Here is a 16205-nt window from a genome sequence, read left to right on the forward strand (position 1 = left end):
TACCCAAGAAAAAGAGCAAAAGTGGTTTGTCCAAAGCATATAGCTATAGACCTTATATCAATGAAAATACCCAATAAGAAAGCAAAATATAAAAAACTGGCAATATGGACTGCTGCTTTCGCTGTTATTATAGTGTTACCAGATGCCTCGATGTACTGGCAACAATTTAAATTACGAACTGAAGCACTTCCCGAACCATACAAAGGCTATACAGAACTTGATAGTGTAATCGACGACTATTACGAAATAATAAGGACCGATAGTGAGTTTATCGAACCAGTTTTACAAGCTAACGACAGCACTATAATCATAATCACTGGTGGCCGTACAGAGAAAGCCAGCAACGTATTTATTGAAAATAACTGGTACAAATTTAATCTAAAAGGGCAATTAACTGATTCCCTTAAACTTAAGTTTCGTCAGAATGAAAATCACCATTTTGATACTTTTAATGATTATATCCTTGATACAGACCAGAATACTTACAGGACATGGATCATAAATAACGACAGCAACGCGATTCCTATTAAAAATATCGCTGACGATAGGAGATTTACTCAAAATGAAGTAGAAAATTTACTTTCTCAGCAAAAATATCTTTCAGTTAGCTTCACGGACAGGATTTCCGGTGAGGATAAAAATACTCACAAACTCTTCTTTTTAAAAAATAATACCTGGCATTACCTGATTACTGATGCTCTTTTTTATCATTCTTCAACTTACAACCAGAATGATAAAGAAGTAAAATATACAGTGACGCCTTACGATAGTTCAACGCTATTCCAACGAACATTTGTTCATAAAGAACATTGGAAAGAAAGTTCCTTTTGGAATATATCTAAACACCTGACATGGGGCACAGGGAATGGATCTTCTGGAAATGGCTGGGACGGCACGAGTTATTTCCAAATTACAATGCCTAAAAAAAACATATACTTTAAACAGTTTGTTACAATAGACGAAGATGGAACACTAAGAGAGAGATTCAATTATTTCATCTATAAACCGATCGGCGGTGACTATCTGCTTCTGAATGATATAGAAAACAGAAAGAATTATCTCATACGACCAAAAAGTAAGTTCAACTAATAATACTCATATGAAATCCGCCTTACTTTGCATCATGGGGTTAGCAAGCATTGCTTCTTACGGACAGTCAAAACTTCCCTTTTTTTAGTAGGAACATGGAAAATCAATAGCACAGAGCACTATGAACACTGGGATCAATTAAATGAATCCACTATGAAAGGCTTTTCTTACCAGATGAAGCATGGGCAGATAATCGTTTCTGAATATCTGGAACTTACTCAAGATAAAAAAGGAATAACCTTTATTGCCTCAGTCCTTAATCAGAATAAAGGAAAAGATATACCCTTTAATTTTGTGGAAAAGAAAGAAGGATATACTTTCGAAAACCCGAATCACGATTACCCAAAACAGATCGTTTACACAAACATTTCTAAAAATGAAGTTCAAGTAACAGTTTCGGATATGAAACAAAAAACAAGCACATACCGTATATACAAACAGCATTTAAATCCATAACAATAATAACAAAGCTGTAAAATAATAATATAATCATACTACTACATCTCTTGGTCCCAAACTTATGTTCTTCTCTTAAATGATACACAATAAATGGATGTTTGGAACATAATAAACAACTACTAATACAGAGATTTAAAAGTAAAAATCTTTACCATACATTACACAAGTAATACCATCTTCAACAGATAAAGCATCATTACCATCAGTGTCGTTGATGCTACATATGAAAAATAAATTTCCTGCTTTTGTTTGAAATTCTTTTCTTCAATACTTGAAAGACTCTTAGGTTCATTAAAAGTACCATATCTAATCCTAAGAAATAGGACGTAAACTATGGCCAATAGGAAAAACGTTCCGAAAATAAATATTAATAGAACTGGAAAATTTGGAGCTCCTTTATAATTCCTCCCAAAGGTATCTACAAAAAAATTATAGATCTGCACATGGTGTTCTAAATCAGAAAAAATCCAGAATAATAGAAGTGCTGTAATACTATGAAGGAAAATAAAAAAGAACCAATCAGATTTATCAAATTTTTGTCTTTCAAAAACTGGATACTTTATCTTATTCTTATTTAAAGCTACGAGGTTAGAAATTTGTTTTGAGGCAATTGGATAACAGATAAAACTGATGATACCACTTAATATCCAGAGTAAAAATTGTCCAGAACTCGATTTGGAACCAAAATAGGTATTACCAATATATACTGTTGCAATCCAGAACAATAAAAAGATAAAAACAGATGGAATTGCTATCAATAACAATTTACCGATTTGGAGCTTGTTTTTTGTAGGATCCATGTTAATTAATTCCTTTGTATAGTCCGCTTAATATGTAGTCAACAATAATAACCAAATTCAACAGTTCTCTTTTTATTTAATTTAAATTCGCCCTTCCTATCTTATATCCGTAGTAATTTCATTAAAACTATTAACATTTATAAATTAATCCAACTTGCATTACAATCCGACTTTCTTCCAACCTCCATCTAATCTTTGTGCATCATCTACCATCCACTCATCATCATTCCGAACCAAGATAAAACGATACTGAAAATCAATATGGTCTTTGGTTAAAAGATAGATCTTATTTTTTGTTGACTGCTCACTATCCACAATCTTGTGCGTCGAATACGTATAGTTAGGTGGGTTGGAATAATATAAACCATCTGGTCGATAACCTTTACGAGGTTTATAAGTACAATGTTCCTGAAAAAGTAACTTACATCTTAAACTTGTTTCATTTGTAAAACCATGTACAGCGGCATATATCTCCCATTCAGTCATCGCATTAAAAAACAACAGTAGTTTTTGGGAAGCATCAGTAATATCTTGTGAATTAACCGACTTCTTTTTCTTGGCCAAGGTTCTTTGTTGTTGCTCAAACTGCTCTAGTTGCTCCTTACTAAATAGATCATTCGCAACAATCTCAATCTTTGGATTACCTGCAATTGACATTAAACCTTCAAATGTAACAGCCGTAGCATTAATTCTCAATATATTAAGTTTAGGCAACTGCGCAACAATCTTCAACGTTTCATCATTTAAGTTGGTATGACAGTCCCAAACACAATTCAACTTTTTATGTCCAATAAAATATTCAAATCCCTGCCCAGATACATTCGCCTGCGTAATGAACAAGTAATTTAAATTTGGCAATTCTGCTAAATATTCAAGCGAACGATCTGTTATACGGGTATTTTCAAGCGTAACATTGACCAATTTGCTAAGTTTAGAAATTTCCAAAATATCGTCGTCCTGAACAGGACAATTTATAAAGGAAATCCCTAAAAGTCCTTTAGACTGTGTGATCTGCTTAATATCATCTTTCGAAAGTATTCGATTTTTAAATTCGGCACTACCTTTTAATTTACTTAAATTCTCCATATTGAATCCAGGTTTTTGAACATGATAAACTACTTAAAAGAACCCGACTACCATGTCGTTACAATACTTTTTTTAAGATCTTGATCTGGGAGTTCTCATTTTCACATCAAATTATAACTTAACAGCCTTCGTTGCAATAAAAGTGGGGAGATACTGATCTATTAAGAATCGTGGTCGAGGCTGCGAATCTTCTATAAAATCAGCAATCATAAATCCCGCTCGCAATTGTCCACCGATAAGATCCGCTAAAGTATGACCAAAAACCAATGCTTCCTGTCGTTCAATCTTTCTCTCAATATCGTCAGCATCCAAATCTTTCAGATCTGCATATGGCAACTTGAATTTGGGCCTAATTATACCGTCGGTAATTTCCTGGGGATTTCTATCCCCAATAAATACAACTGGATTAAAAAAACTAGCCAGTAAAAATCCATCTTTTTTTAGCACACGATAAGTCTCCTTCCATACTGGATTTACATCTTCGACATAATGATTTGATATCGGATGAAAGACAATATCAAATGAGTGATCATCAAATATTCTCAGATCTTTCATATTTCCCTGAATCGTTTCCAGAGAAAGTCCATCTCGCTGTGCAACGATTGAATCTTGTCTCAGCTGTTCTTCTGAAAGATCAAAAACAACAACCTTGGCACCTGCTGCTGCCAATATGGGAGCCTGCTGACCGCCAGCTGAAGCAAGACAAAGTATCTTTTTATCCCTAATATCACCTAACCATTGTTTTGGTAAAGGCTCTGGGGTAAGATGTACATCCCATACACCTTGTTTAGCAGCATTAATTAAAGCTGAGCTCACCGGCTGAGACCATTCATTTTGATCCAATGCCTGTTTATTCCAGGCTGATTCGTTATGGCTTAAAAAATCTATTTCCCTATTTGTCATAAAGTTTAATCGTTAAATCTCCTAAAATAATATCAGCATACTATACAATTCCTCTTTTTATATTATTTACAGAATCTTAATGAAACAATATATGTACAAAAAAGGCATCCGATGGATGCCTTTTTTAACACTTCTAATTTTCTACTAACTTTTGGCAAAAATCTTCTTTCCCCCTGTCATAAGCAAAACTGCGGCCAAACCGGCAACTGCACCATAAGCTATTTGCTTTAATAATGAAGGAACCTGAGGTAAAAAATGATGCAAATAATCAATATTATGCTCAAAAATACCACCAGAGACTAAAATCAATGCAATTGTTCCAACTACTGCCAAGACTTTGATAACAACAGGTAAGGAATTAACCAATAAATGTCCTAGCTTAGAAACAGCACCCTCATCATTAGATCTCTTGATCAGCTTATACCCTGCATCGTCCATACGTACAATCAATGCGACAATTCCATAAACACCAACAGTCGCAAATAAAGCAACTACCGCTACTGTTAGAATCTGAATTGTCAGACTCTCATTTAATACAGTTCCCAAAGCAATAATCACAATTTCTACAGATAAAATAAAATCCGTGGTAATCGCTGATTTCACTTTTATTTTCTCAGTTTCACTATTATTTTCTTCACTTTCCACAACCACTTCATGGCCTGTTTTCTGGCGATGAAAAAGGTACTCTATAATTTTTTCAACCCCTTCGTAGGCTAAATAGATACCTCCGATGATTAAAATAAACTTGATGGCAATAGGAAAGAAAACATTCAATAACAGTGCAATCGGAACAATTATAATTTTATTAATAAATGAACCTTTTGTAATAGCCCATAGCACAGGAATTTCACGAGAAGATAGAAATCCTGTGGCTTTCTCAGCATTTACAGCCAAATCGTCGCCTAGAATTCCTGCGGTTTTACTTGCTGCTATCTTACTAGTAACCGCAACATCATCCATTAAAGCAGCAATATCATCCAATATTGCAAATATACCTGAAGCCATATGTATTAAATATTTAGTACGGCAAAATATAAAATGATTTTATATTTCCCGTTTTTTATTTTAAAATAAAAAGACATCTGGTATTACTAGATCTAATAATTTATTAATTGCTTTTTTTTCACCAATTTACAGCATTATTTATCATGCCTTCATATCATGAACGATAGAAACATAAAAAATAAAATTCTCTTTTTTGCGAAAAGAGATGATCGGGTGCGCGCAGTTTTATTGAATGGTTCGCGTGCAAATCCTAGAATTAAGCCCGATCAATACCAAGATTTTGATCTATTATTTATTGTAACCGATATCGAATCTTTTATTGCTGACAAAGATTGGACCTCTTTTATTGGTAAAGTCTTGATACAGCAACTTCCCGATCAGATGTTGTTAGGAAATGATCCTGATCAAGATCGGATAACTTTTGCTTACTTAATGATTTTTGAAGATGAAAATCGTGTAGATCTAACTTTATTCCCTATCGATAAGTTCCACTCACATTTCAAAAGTGATAGTTTAACGGAAGTTTGGGTAGATAAAGATTTACTTTTTCCTAAGATCGCTCCTGCTAATGATCATGATTATCACATCACTAAACCTAGTGAAAGAATGTTCATAGAGACGTGCAATGAGTTTTGGTGGGTCTGCACATATGTTGCCAAAGGACTTGCCCGCCGGGAAATTCTATATGCCAAAGATACGATGGAAACAGTAATCCGTCCTATGTTCATGAATCTAATAGCTTGGCATATCGGGGTTGAAAAACAATTTCAGGTTTCATTTGGTAAATCGGGAAGATTTGCTGAAAAACACCTTGATCCGAAATTGTACCAAAGCATATTGCAAACATATGCGGATGCGTCTACTGATAATAATTGGTTAGCATTAGTACAGATGATGACTCTTTTTAAAGACTTGCAAAAAGACCTAGCACTGCATTTTAAATATAGAAACAATGCGGATGAAGCTAACAACAGTTACAACTATATTTTGAAGATAAGAAATTCGCAGTAGTACCACTTAAAAATTAATCGCACTATGCCATTTTAAAGAATAGGGTCATTACTTTTTACCAAAAGCCCCAAAAGTATTTAACTTTTGGAGCTTGCTTTACATTTCTGCACGTCTTTTTTAGCTTAATCAGCCAGATATCCGAACTTACCTGTTTGAAAATCCTCAAATGCCTGATTGATTTCTGCTCTAGTATTCATCACAAATGGTCCGTGACTTACAATAGGTTCTAAAATAGGCTCTCCGCTCATAATCAATACTACCGCCTCATCTAACGCCTGAACATTAAATTCCTCTCCTTCATTTCCGAACATAACAAAATGGTCTGTTGGAGCCTTATCTTTACCATTTATTAGTATATTTCCTTCAATGACAATCATGGCAGTATTATAATGTGCCGGGAAAGAAAAGGATGCTTTTCCTCCAGCTTCCAACTTAGCATTCATAACATGCATGGGTGTAAAAGTTGAAGCAGGCCCTTTATTTCCCTGATACTCTCCTGCAATCACTTCAATCTCTCCTTGATCAAGTTTCACTTTCGTTTGCTCGTTATTTGCAATAGCTTGATATTTTGGCGTACTCATCTTATCTTTTGCAGGTAAATTGACCCACAACTGTACCATCTGAAAGTCTCCTCCGGTTTTACTCCATTCTGTTTCATGAAATTCCTTATGCAATATACCAGATGCAGCAGTCATCCATTGAACATCACCTTCTTTAATAACTCCGCCGCCGCCAGAACTATCTCCGTGCTCTACACGACCTTTGTAAGCAATAGTCACGGTTTCAAATCCACGATGTGGATGTACTCCTACTCCTTTTGGAATTTCGCTTGGCGGAAAATGGTAAGTTGAGTTATAATCCAGCATAATGAATGGACTCATCCTACTAGCAGAAGCAATACTTGGTATTAAATTATGTACTCGAAATCCATCTCCAACAAAGTGAGCTGCTTGCGGTTTTGCAATAATTTCTACATTTTTCATATTTTTTCCTTTTGTATACCACAAAGTTAGCGGAAGAAAGCCTCAAATTAATTGATGTAGGATAAGAAAAATCTACGCATAATTTTGTACATTTTATATTGTTTTTATTTGGATGTCATTGAAAACCAATTCAAAAACACTATTAAATCGGTAAAAAACACCATATGTAGCCTTGATAATAATCTAAATTTGTTTTAAAATTAGATCATGATTCAGATTGCCATTTTTAGTGATATACACGGAAACCTTCCTGCACTGAATGCAGTACTAGCAGATATTCAATCAAAAAACATTTATTATAAATATTGCTTAGGTGATCTTGTGGACTTTGCTCCCTGGGGTAATGAAGTGATCGAACTGATCAAAAACGAAAAAATCCCCTGCTTAATGGGGAATCACGATGAACGTATAGCTTTCGATCTACCCATTATCCCATTAGAAAAACATGATGCTGAAGAAACTGAGAACCGCATAATTGCCATTAAACACAGTAAGGAAACTATCACACATGAAAATAAATTATTCTTGGGGCAGCTCCCTTACTTAATGCAATTGGACTTTAAGGTCAAACATAAGCACTGGAAGATTCAATTGATTCACGGAAGTCTGGAAAGCAATGAAGCATATCTTTATGCATCAGAACCCAACAGTACTTTTGAAGATATCTTCTTTAAAACTCATGCTGATATAATAGTTATGGGTCATACACATCTCCCTTTCATCAAAGATATTGACAAAAAATGGGCAATCAACACAGGTTCCGTGGGAAGATCAAAAAGGATGTGCAAAGATGCAACTTATCTTTTAGTCGAACTTCATGAAGACCGAATACATACCGAAATCATACAGGTTCCATTTGATATTATTGCGGTAGCTCATGAAATAAAAGCTAGTGGTATACCTGATTTTTATGCGGAATTTCTACTATCTGAATAAACAGCCGTTAAACAAGAAAGGATGTATCACTCTTTTCTTTAACATTTAATAGTTTAATTCTTAATCTCTGACAGCTCAAAATGAACGGGCTGTACTGGGTAATCCTGACTGTCTGTTTTTACTTTACTGATCTTTAGAATGACATCCAATCCTTCATATATTTCTCCAAAGACGGTAAAGTCATGATCTAAACGGGGCTGTCCTCCAATTTTTAAATATGTTGCTCTTTGCTCAGGAGTATATTTTATTTTTTTCTTCACTTCCAGATCATCAAGCTCTTTTGCTGTTATTTTTTTTCCTACGACAAAATAGATCTGATTAAGGAAAGAGGCCTTCTCCGCATTTCCGTCCCTTCCTGCTCCCAATGCTCCAACTTTATGAAATGCTCTTGGATCAAACTCAGCCGCTAGACGAGGTTTTTCTTTGGCCGGATCCGCAGATTCACGCTTCTCAATATCAATATCATGCTCTCCCCCCTGCACTACAAAATCTGAAATAATACGATTGAATAAAGCGTCTTTGTACACTTGAGTCTTGATTGCATTTAAAATTAAATCCCGGTGAGCTGGTGTATAGTCATATAAGACAACTTTAATATTGCCATACGCTGTCTTAAAGAGCAACTGGTGCGTCTGACTTTTGACAACCGTTGCAAAAAATAAACATAAAAGAGAAAGGATGATATTTTTCATATGCTAAAATTTAAATGAAGGTAATTCATTTTTTAATAAATAGTAAAGCAGAAGTTATAATTGTTCAAAAAAACATGAATAGATATCATAATTTGAACTTTGACTAGACAACAATGCCCCCAAACGATGTCCAACTTTATAACTGATTCGATCATTTTATTAAAAGCTAGTTACCGAACAATCACAAATAAGGGAAATTTAATGAACATTTGGATTCAAAAATATACATTTTACCATCAAGACATCAGGTATATACTGTAAACGAAGTAGTTAATATAAACATGAAATGATATAAAGAATTAATTTAACTAAATAATACTATATAATTGAAAAATAATATGATTTGATTTAACATTGCGAAATTTGCAATCATATTATTAATCATTAATACTTCAATTAGAAATACAAGGTTTAAACAATAGATTTATTTGCTCTAAATAACATGAAAACTAAAAATAATAGCATCTCAATATTTTATAATCAAACCATAAAACAGGAATTGATTAGTTTCAGATAGCAAAATGTTTAACTAAGATTGCCCGGTGCTTAATTCCTGTTGATAAACATGAAATCATAAAAACTCATTTAAAACTTTATCAGACGACATTAACATGATAAAAAAATGCAATAAAATATTAATAATCAACATATTAAATACATAAATTAAAACAAATTATTTATACTATTTTAATTTTTAATGCTATCATATTTTATTATAAAACATGCTGTAAATGACAACTTGTATAGTACTTACATACAGCATCAATGAAGCTTAAAAAAATCATTAAAGACATTCTTTACATTATTAATGACTTCAATAACTTTTAATCAAACTCAATTTAAAGCCACGTAACACCATATCTGCGCCTCAGCTGGTCAATTACTAAAAAGAGCTTAAAGCAACTTCAAAAAGCTTCATTTACACCTTAAATTCAAAATGTAAAACCAATATTATTAAATGCCTTTCGCATTTCATTATTCCAATTACAAACCAAGGCTCAAGAACATGGTTGTTAAGTGAGCTTTTTAACAAAACACCTCATATTAAATCACACTTAACATCCTGACAGTGCTACACATAATATATTACATTAGAGAACAGCGTAAGGATATAATTTTCATTCAAAAAAACATATAAAAGAATATATAAGAACACTTTACCACCACTATTTAAACAAACAATTTATCCAAATCAATACTAATTACTTAAGATATATTGTATTTTAAACAGTCTCGATCTATTTCCCAACCTCCCCCCTATCCTTTCAAGGCAGGAAAATTAACTGGTCTTTCTATTTCCGAACGAATACATCACTAGTCTAATCCAGCTACAACTTTTCTCAGATAAACGATGATCAATAAAAGAATTGGAGATTTTTTAAAACAAATAGAAAAGGTATTAAAAATTTATTTTATTCTAAGGAAGAATTTGGTCATTGCTGTATACATAAAATTTGAAGCAAAGCAAAGGGAGACAATTGGATTCGCCTTAAAAATTTCAGAAAAAAGACAAAGCCTTGGTGACTTTGTCTTAGATATTATAATAATGATAATCCTGATTATTTATTTAATGGTATATAAATTAGTTTATATACCGATGAAACAGAGAGCTCAAACTATCAATTTGTATCAATCTCGCTTACTACAAAATGCAAGAGTATTGAACAGCAACTTTAGAATGCGCAGCATCTCCACCAAAGGGAGGATTCATTTTTTTTATAGAAACATCTATTGTTTTTGCAAATGAAAAATGATCATGTATAGCCTTTAATATTTCATGAGCAGCAGATTCTAATAACTTCCTTTTGGGCTTCATGACCCGATGGATGATCTGATATAAAATCTCATAATTCACAGTCTTATCTAAATTCTCGTGGTCATCAATACCTGCATCAAACTTTACGGAAACGTTTACCAGAAATTCATTACCTAATAGTTGCTCTTCTACATAAAATCCAATTGGAGCAAATACGCGAACATCTTCCAAAAAAACGGTTTGTACTATCTTCATACTACAAACCTATATTTTTATTCTGAATAAAACAGAATATGAGTTCAATTTCCTGTCATGTAGAAAGTCTAATTATGCAGACTATCATCCAGCAGGGGATACATATTGTAGAATGACGAATTTTTAAAACTCATATCGACTCACAAACTCCCTCCCTAGTAAACTTACATTTTTCTTAACGAACCTGCATGCGCAATAACATATGAGGCTTTATTCTCTTATTGAGACGGAAAAATTTAATGAACAGATACAAGCTCTACTTCAAAAATTAGTGCAGCATTTCCACCAATTTCTTTCGAAACACTTAATTCTCCATATCCGAGCGCAGATGGAATAAACAAACGCCATTTACTACCTTCTTTCATGAGCTGCAGTGCTTCTGTCCATCCAGCTATCACTTCATTCACTGGAAAAGATACAGGTTTCTTCTTCTTGGCGGTTGAGTCAAAAACAGTTCCATTGATAAGGCGTCCTTCATAAAAACATTTCACACTATCGGTTAGTTTAGGACTCTTACCATTGCCCTCTTCTACGATCTCATACTGCAAACCAGAAGGCAGGCTGACCACAGTATCACGCAATGCATTTTCTTTAAGAAATACTTCACCTTCTACCAAATTTCTTTTTGCCTCTAAGCGTAACTTTTTTAAATATCCTGTCGCGTTAGCCATATTTTTTTCTTTCAAACATAGATAATTTTGTTTTATCTATAATAATAACTGCATCTCATGCGAAACAAAATTATTGATTTCCTATCTGTTGTAAGGAATTATTTTACTTAGGAAAAATATCAATCTATACCTCATCATTCAATTTCCAGTCGAAAACAACTGAAATAGGCCAATGGTCAGACAAAGGTTCGCCATACTGATCGACAAACTTTTCTTTCTCTACTTCATAAACTTTTGGGATTAACGTCAGCTTATCATTACTTCTGAACATGACTTTATCAATTGATTCTGATTCATTATTAATATCCATAATATCAACACATAAAAACAGGGGGTCAATAATTGGAATCACGTGATCACGTTGCAACATGATCCAGCAATCTTCCAGCTTTGTCTTATCCATAAACTCCACCAAGTTATCTTCAGAGAATGAGAAGTGAGAATTAAAATCACCGGCAACTACGATTGCCTTTTCTACTGAAAACTTATTGATGTAAGTAGCCAATTGCAAATAATTAGCCCGCCTAGCCTTTGCTGCACGCGGATGATCCTGAGAATTAGCATGAATATTATAAAAATCTACCTCAACACCTAAGCCTAAATGCACAGTACAATGACTAAAGCCTTTTGGTGTTAAACGATCTGACCCCGTCCTATTCTGCCATTCGATTCGCTTAAAATCGGTTATCGGATATCGGGACAAACTATCCAGGCCATCCCCAAAAATAGCTAACCCCATACTGATGGTACGGTAAGGATGAGAATTACCGCCTTCGTATAAGAAGGTATTGTAATTAAAATCTTCTTGAATATGCACAATGTCAAATTCATTACATAACACACCTATAGTCGCGATACTTGTTGACCGATTTGTTTTGGCTGCCGAAATAACTTGAGGTAAACCTGCAATATTATACGTTATAATAGAAAAATTGCCCGATCTATCATCGGACAATTCATATTCTTGTTCATGGATAAAAACACGGACTTTCTTTCTTATCAAAGATTTCCATAACTCATGTAGATATTGAAAAAACATATATGCTTACAACTAGTCTATTTTCAATGACAAATATAGAACGCCCATATTAAATTACAATAACCCTACGATTAAACTTCATTAAATCATTTTTGTTTACAGCATCTGGTCAATAGCATCCCATAATTTAATACGTTTTTGTAGAGCAATTTTTGAAACCTCTTCCACTTGCTTCCATTTTACAGGATCAGCCTCACACAGCTCCATGATCATTTTCATTGCTAAGGGTCCATGTTCATCTGCATCCAATTCAATATGTCTTTCAAAATAATAGAGCAGTTTTTCCAAATTTGAATTTGGGAAATTAAGTTGGATCTCTTTTAAAATAGAAGAAAACATATCCGGTATCAAATCTTCTCTTCCAAAAGTGAACGCAGCGGCGATTTCATGAGCTGATCCATTTTCAATAATATCAAAAGTAAATGCTAAGAATTCTTTAATATTTGGATGCAAAGCGCTTTCGGCAATAACTTTTAAAATATCACCGCCTTCATAAACATCCTGTAGAAAATTATTAACTTCACTACTGTCCCCCCCTAGTGTATCTAAAGCGTCCAGATACATTTCAAAATGGCTCAATCTACGACCGTCTATATATTCATCGGATTCCTCGGCAACAACAATTTCATTAATTAAATATCTTGTATTCGGAAATTTTGAAGGATACCATGGCGTTGTTGTACAGGTTAATTTCTGCTGTAATGCTTTCAATAACGACATAAAATCCCACACAGCATATATATGCCCTTGCATAAACACTTGAAGATCTTCAATAGTTTTTATTTTATAATAAAGGGGGTGTGCAAGTAATTGATTTCGCTCGGCAGCAATGAAGGCATTAACATTATTGATGTATTCCATATCTTATGATTTGAAAGCAAAAATAGGTTCTCAAAATGGAAACTCTTCTGTTTTAAAAAAAATTGACGTCTTATTTACATATAACCACCTATACTTGTTTAAGCCTAGCTAAAAAATAGAAAAGCTTGAAGTGGGGAACCTCAAGCTTATCGTTAGCCATATATTAACCTATTTTATGAAAAGTATTTGTAATTAAAACGACTGACTTATTAAATTATTGTGCTTCGTTTTATTTTTTTTTATAATTATTATCAAAATTAATATTTGTTAATAACTTCTATCCTCCCTAAATATACCATTATTAGAGTTGATATATTTATAACGATAGCATGGATGATTTTATTATGACTCAAAAAAAAAATGCAAATCCCACTGAATATTAAACTTCTAAGGTATATTTATTGTTGTACAAGAGTAATTCAATTAAAACACAATCGATATGGCAGATTTCAATTTAGAAGACTTTGTAAATATTTTAAACAATAAAGAGGTTTTTCAGTACTTGATTGATAAGAAAGTAATCAAGGAAAAAAAGTTTTTAGAGACATATGAATACGAGAAGGAATTACATGAGCTGCAAATTGAGCTAACGGCGATTCAAAATAAAGTCATTGCAGACAATAAACGTGTTTTGATTATTTTTGAAGGTAGAGATGCCGCTGGTAAAGGTGGCGCTATAGAAAGATTGGTAGAATATTTAAATCCCAAAAAATTAAGGGTAGTCAGCCTCCCTAAACCGACTGCAGAAGAATCTACTCAGTGGTATTTTCAACGCTATTTCAAACAGCTGCCCAATGCAGGGGAAATTGTGTTCTTTGACAGAAGCTGGTATAACCGGGCCGTTGTTGAACCAGTTTTTGGTTTCTGTACTCCGGAACAACATATGCTATTTTTAAAACAAGTTAATGAAGTAGAAGAACTTTTAATACAGGATGGAGTTATCGTCATTAAATTCTTTTTAAGTATATCTAAAGAAGAGCAGGCGAAGCGACTGGAAGAAAGAAGAACAGACGTTTTAAAACAATGGAAAATTGGCCCTCTTGACCAACAGGCACAAGAAAAATGGAGTGATTATACCAGTTACATCAAGACATTATTTAAAACTACCGGCACCAAATTATCACCTTGGATAGAAATTGAAACGGATAACAAGAAAAAAGCCCGTCTTGAAGCGTTCAAAATCATCATTAATCAGATTGCAAATCAAAAGAGAGAAAAAACAGAAGATTTTGTTAAAATCCATAATTAAAGGCTTAATCGGAAAAGAGTACGCTACTTCGTCTCTTTTCCGCTAATTGAACCATCTACTCCTATTACTTTAATTACTTTATCACCTAATCTTGTTATATCTGACTTAAGCCCAACCATAACAGTCATAATATTGATTGGAGTTTCCTGTATTTTATTAAAAGAATGCAAATAACCAACTTCTAAACCAAGGAAAAAACCATTAAATCGATAATCAGCACCAACCCCGAGTTTTCCCGAAAAAGAGAATTTCTTCTGATTTTCAATTTTAGCGATACTGTTGACAGCATCGATCTTCACTCTTGGTTCTGTCAAGAATCCAACACCTGGACCTGCATAAGCATAGGCATTTAATTTCTTTAGCTGTTTACGAATACCCCCAGCTAGGGAGAACATGTAAAAATTAGCATTAGCATCCTCTATCTTATAAGGATACTGATTGTCCTGAATCTTTTGCTTGTAATCAAACGATAATGTATACAAAGCTGGATATAGATAATACTTGGGATTTTTCAATGAAATATCCAAACCTAAACTTCCTGAAAACTTTGGAGACAGAACATCTTTTGTCTTACCTAACGGAAAGCCCATTCCTGTTCCACCAAAATAATACACTTTGCGGTAATGAAGTGTATCTACACCCGACTGGGCAAAAACAGAGCAACACAAGAACAAACAAAATACAGTTGTTAAAATACTCTTCATAAAAAACGAATCTATTATTGTATTACAATAATAGACTCTAAAAGTTTTATATATGATCAATTATATTAAAAATAATTTTTTGACTGCGGTCCCTGACTAAACAATAAATCCACAATGCTCAAATCTGGATAAAATCCATTTTTCTCTTCAAACACTTGATAATAAGGTTTCGGGTTTAATAAGAGACTTTCTTTCTTGGGATGTATACGGTCTCTAAAATCTAACGCATCTGGAACAGATTTAAAATATTCATCTGTAAACGACAATTCACGCTTTAATTTCAATGATTTTAACAAAAGCTCAAGCTGTGCAATATTAAAATCAAAGAGAAAATCGAACTTCTTATTATAAAACTGTGCAAAATCATCTTCATAATATTCAAAATAAGCAGAATTGCGGTATGCTGCTTGAAGACTTAACCAATGTAATCGTTGCCAATCAAACTCATAAGAAATACGTTTTTCCGACATTGGTGAACGTTCCTTTTTACTATGCTGTATAGGCACAATTAATTCCTGTATACCATTTGCTGTTGCAATCCGTGTTCTAGAACGATAAGTTTGTTTTTGAAAATTATCATACTTCTCAATCAATACAGGTAATGCATTTTGTTGGATACAATGAAAATAAGAAACCGGCGGAAGGTAGCAAGTCGTTAATAATAAATGAGTTGACATAAAAAAACGTTGAATTTTACTTTATCTAC

At 33.4% G+C, this 16205-nt stretch carries 17 protein-coding genes; 5 read left to right on the forward strand and 12 right to left on the reverse strand.

Annotated features, from left to right (window positions below; all coding sequences use genetic code 11):
- Positions 1-60: 60 nt before the first annotated feature.
- Positions 61-1089, forward strand: a complete 1029-nt coding sequence (locus tag JAZ75_RS24750) for a hypothetical protein (RefSeq protein WP_208699238.1) — start codon at positions 61-63, stop codon at positions 1087-1089.
- A gap of 27 nt (positions 1090-1116) precedes the next feature.
- Positions 1117-1545, forward strand: coding sequence for a DUF6265 family protein (locus JAZ75_RS24755; protein ID WP_232789313.1), 429 nt, complete (start codon positions 1117-1119; stop codon positions 1543-1545).
- A 161-nt stretch (positions 1546-1706) separates the two neighbouring features.
- Here the strand turns inward: JAZ75_RS24755 and JAZ75_RS24760 are convergent, their stop codons facing one another.
- The 4 genes from JAZ75_RS24760 to JAZ75_RS24775 all read right to left on the reverse strand — a co-directional run bounded on the left by JAZ75_RS24760 (position 1707) and on the right by JAZ75_RS24775 (position 5342).
- Positions 1707-2348, reverse strand: coding sequence for a hypothetical protein (locus JAZ75_RS24760; RefSeq protein ID WP_208699241.1), 642 nt, complete (start codon positions 2346-2348; stop codon positions 1707-1709).
- A gap of 159 nt (positions 2349-2507) precedes the next feature.
- On the reverse strand, positions 2508-3434 hold the full coding sequence (locus tag JAZ75_RS24765; RefSeq protein WP_208699243.1) for an NTF2 fold immunity protein: 927 nt from the start codon (positions 3432-3434) through the stop codon (positions 2508-2510).
- A gap of 111 nt (positions 3435-3545) precedes the next feature.
- The gene (locus JAZ75_RS24770; protein ID WP_208699245.1) at positions 3546-4337 is read right to left on the reverse strand and encodes a class I SAM-dependent methyltransferase; all 792 of its coding nucleotides are present in this window, start codon (positions 4335-4337) and stop codon (positions 3546-3548) included.
- 144 nt (positions 4338-4481) lie between these two features.
- A complete protein-coding gene (locus JAZ75_RS24775; RefSeq protein WP_132843274.1) occupies positions 4482-5342 on the reverse strand; it encodes a DUF808 domain-containing protein in 861 nt (286 codons plus the stop codon).
- Between the two features lie 156 nt (positions 5343-5498).
- Here JAZ75_RS24775 and JAZ75_RS24780 point away from each other — a divergent pair, with 156 nt between their 5' ends.
- Entirely contained in the window at positions 5499-6353 is an 855-nt protein-coding gene (locus JAZ75_RS24780) for an aminoglycoside 6-adenylyltransferase (RefSeq protein WP_208699247.1), read from the forward strand.
- Positions 6354-6475: 122 nt separating this feature from the next.
- Here JAZ75_RS24780 and JAZ75_RS24785 read toward each other — a convergent pair whose 3' ends face one another.
- Positions 6476-7336: a pirin family protein gene (locus JAZ75_RS24785; protein WP_208699249.1), complete on the reverse strand. Its 861-nt coding sequence runs from the start codon at positions 7334-7336 to the stop codon at positions 6476-6478.
- A 207-nt stretch (positions 7337-7543) separates the two neighbouring features.
- On the opposite strand from JAZ75_RS24785, the gene JAZ75_RS24790 reads away from it, so the two are divergent.
- On the forward strand, positions 7544-8272 hold the full coding sequence (locus tag JAZ75_RS24790) for a metallophosphoesterase family protein (RefSeq protein WP_208699251.1): 729 nt from the start codon (positions 7544-7546) through the stop codon (positions 8270-8272).
- A gap of 53 nt (positions 8273-8325) precedes the next feature.
- Here the strand turns inward: JAZ75_RS24790 and JAZ75_RS24795 are convergent, their stop codons facing one another.
- The 5 genes from JAZ75_RS24795 to JAZ75_RS24815 all read right to left on the reverse strand — a co-directional run bounded on the left by JAZ75_RS24795 (position 8326) and on the right by JAZ75_RS24815 (position 13546).
- Positions 8326-8964, reverse strand: a complete 639-nt coding sequence (locus JAZ75_RS24795) for a peptidylprolyl isomerase (protein ID WP_132843266.1) — start codon at positions 8962-8964, stop codon at positions 8326-8328.
- Between the two features lie 1642 nt (positions 8965-10606).
- Positions 10607-10975, reverse strand: a complete 369-nt coding sequence (gene folB, locus JAZ75_RS24800; RefSeq protein ID WP_208699253.1) for a dihydroneopterin aldolase — start codon at positions 10973-10975, stop codon at positions 10607-10609.
- A 236-nt stretch (positions 10976-11211) separates the two neighbouring features.
- The gene (locus JAZ75_RS24805) at positions 11212-11646 is read right to left on the reverse strand and encodes an FKBP-type peptidyl-prolyl cis-trans isomerase (protein WP_132843262.1); all 435 of its coding nucleotides are present in this window, start codon (positions 11644-11646) and stop codon (positions 11212-11214) included.
- Between the two features lie 124 nt (positions 11647-11770).
- Entirely contained in the window at positions 11771-12685 is a 915-nt protein-coding gene (locus JAZ75_RS24810; RefSeq protein ID WP_208699255.1) for an endonuclease, read from the reverse strand.
- A gap of 96 nt (positions 12686-12781) precedes the next feature.
- Positions 12782-13546 (reverse strand): DUF3050 domain-containing protein, encoded by a 765-nt coding sequence (locus JAZ75_RS24815; RefSeq protein WP_208699257.1) that lies wholly within the window; start codon positions 13544-13546, stop codon positions 12782-12784.
- Positions 13547-13985: 439 nt separating this feature from the next.
- Between JAZ75_RS24815 and ppk2 the strand changes: the two genes are divergently transcribed.
- On the forward strand, positions 13986-14795 hold the full coding sequence (ppk2, locus tag JAZ75_RS24820; protein ID WP_132843256.1) for a polyphosphate kinase 2: 810 nt from the start codon (positions 13986-13988) through the stop codon (positions 14793-14795).
- Between the two features lie 23 nt (positions 14796-14818).
- On the opposite strand, the gene JAZ75_RS24825 is transcribed toward ppk2, so the two are convergent.
- Both JAZ75_RS24825 and JAZ75_RS24830 read right to left on the reverse strand, forming a co-directional pair.
- On the reverse strand, positions 14819-15499 hold the full coding sequence (locus JAZ75_RS24825) for an outer membrane beta-barrel protein (protein ID WP_208699259.1): 681 nt from the start codon (positions 15497-15499) through the stop codon (positions 14819-14821).
- 65 nt (positions 15500-15564) lie between these two features.
- Positions 15565-16176 (reverse strand): WbqC family protein, encoded by a 612-nt coding sequence (locus tag JAZ75_RS24830; RefSeq protein ID WP_132843245.1) that lies wholly within the window; start codon positions 16174-16176, stop codon positions 15565-15567.
- Positions 16177-16205 lie beyond the last annotated feature (29 nt).

Origin of the sequence: Sphingobacterium sp. UDSM-2020 (genome assembly GCF_016132525.1) — a bacterium.
Taxonomy (GTDB): domain Bacteria; phylum Bacteroidota; class Bacteroidia; order Sphingobacteriales; family Sphingobacteriaceae; genus Sphingobacterium; species Sphingobacterium anhuiense.

Excerpts from the sequence above, each read along its gene's own strand:
- JAZ75_RS24750 (WP_208699238.1), top strand. The coding sequence starts at position 61 with ATGAAAATACCCAATAAGAAAGCAAAATATAAAAAACTGGCAATATGG.
- JAZ75_RS24760 (WP_208699241.1), bottom strand. The coding sequence starts at position 2,348 with ATGGATCCTACAAAAAACAAGCTCCAAATCGGTAAATTGTTATTGATA.
- JAZ75_RS24765 (WP_208699243.1), bottom strand. The coding sequence starts at position 3,434 with ATGGAGAATTTAAGTAAATTAAAAGGTAGTGCCGAATTTAAAAATCGA.
- JAZ75_RS24770 (WP_208699245.1), bottom strand. The coding sequence starts at position 4,337 with ATGACAAATAGGGAAATAGATTTTTTAAGCCATAACGAATCAGCCTGG.
- JAZ75_RS24775 (WP_132843274.1), bottom strand. The coding sequence starts at position 5,342 with ATGGCTTCAGGTATATTTGCAATATTGGATGATATTGCTGCTTTAATG.
- JAZ75_RS24780 (WP_208699247.1), top strand. The coding sequence starts at position 5,499 with ATGAACGATAGAAACATAAAAAATAAAATTCTCTTTTTTGCGAAAAGA.
- JAZ75_RS24785 (WP_208699249.1), bottom strand. The coding sequence starts at position 7,336 with ATGAAAAATGTAGAAATTATTGCAAAACCGCAAGCAGCTCACTTTGTT.
- JAZ75_RS24790 (WP_208699251.1), top strand. The coding sequence starts at position 7,544 with ATGATTCAGATTGCCATTTTTAGTGATATACACGGAAACCTTCCTGCA.
- JAZ75_RS24795 (WP_132843266.1), bottom strand. The coding sequence starts at position 8,964 with ATGAAAAATATCATCCTTTCTCTTTTATGTTTATTTTTTGCAACGGTT.
- folB (WP_208699253.1), bottom strand. The coding sequence starts at position 10,975 with ATGAAGATAGTACAAACCGTTTTTTTGGAAGATGTTCGCGTATTTGCT.
- JAZ75_RS24805 (WP_132843262.1), bottom strand. The coding sequence starts at position 11,646 with ATGGCTAACGCGACAGGATATTTAAAAAAGTTACGCTTAGAGGCAAAA.
- JAZ75_RS24810 (WP_208699255.1), bottom strand. The coding sequence starts at position 12,685 with ATGTTTTTTCAATATCTACATGAGTTATGGAAATCTTTGATAAGAAAG.
- JAZ75_RS24815 (WP_208699257.1), bottom strand. The coding sequence starts at position 13,546 with ATGGAATACATCAATAATGTTAATGCCTTCATTGCTGCCGAGCGAAAT.
- ppk2 (WP_132843256.1), top strand. The coding sequence starts at position 13,986 with ATGGCAGATTTCAATTTAGAAGACTTTGTAAATATTTTAAACAATAAA.
- JAZ75_RS24825 (WP_208699259.1), bottom strand. The coding sequence starts at position 15,499 with ATGAAGAGTATTTTAACAACTGTATTTTGTTTGTTCTTGTGTTGCTCT.
- JAZ75_RS24830 (WP_132843245.1), bottom strand. The coding sequence starts at position 16,176 with ATGTCAACTCATTTATTATTAACGACTTGCTACCTTCCGCCGGTTTCT.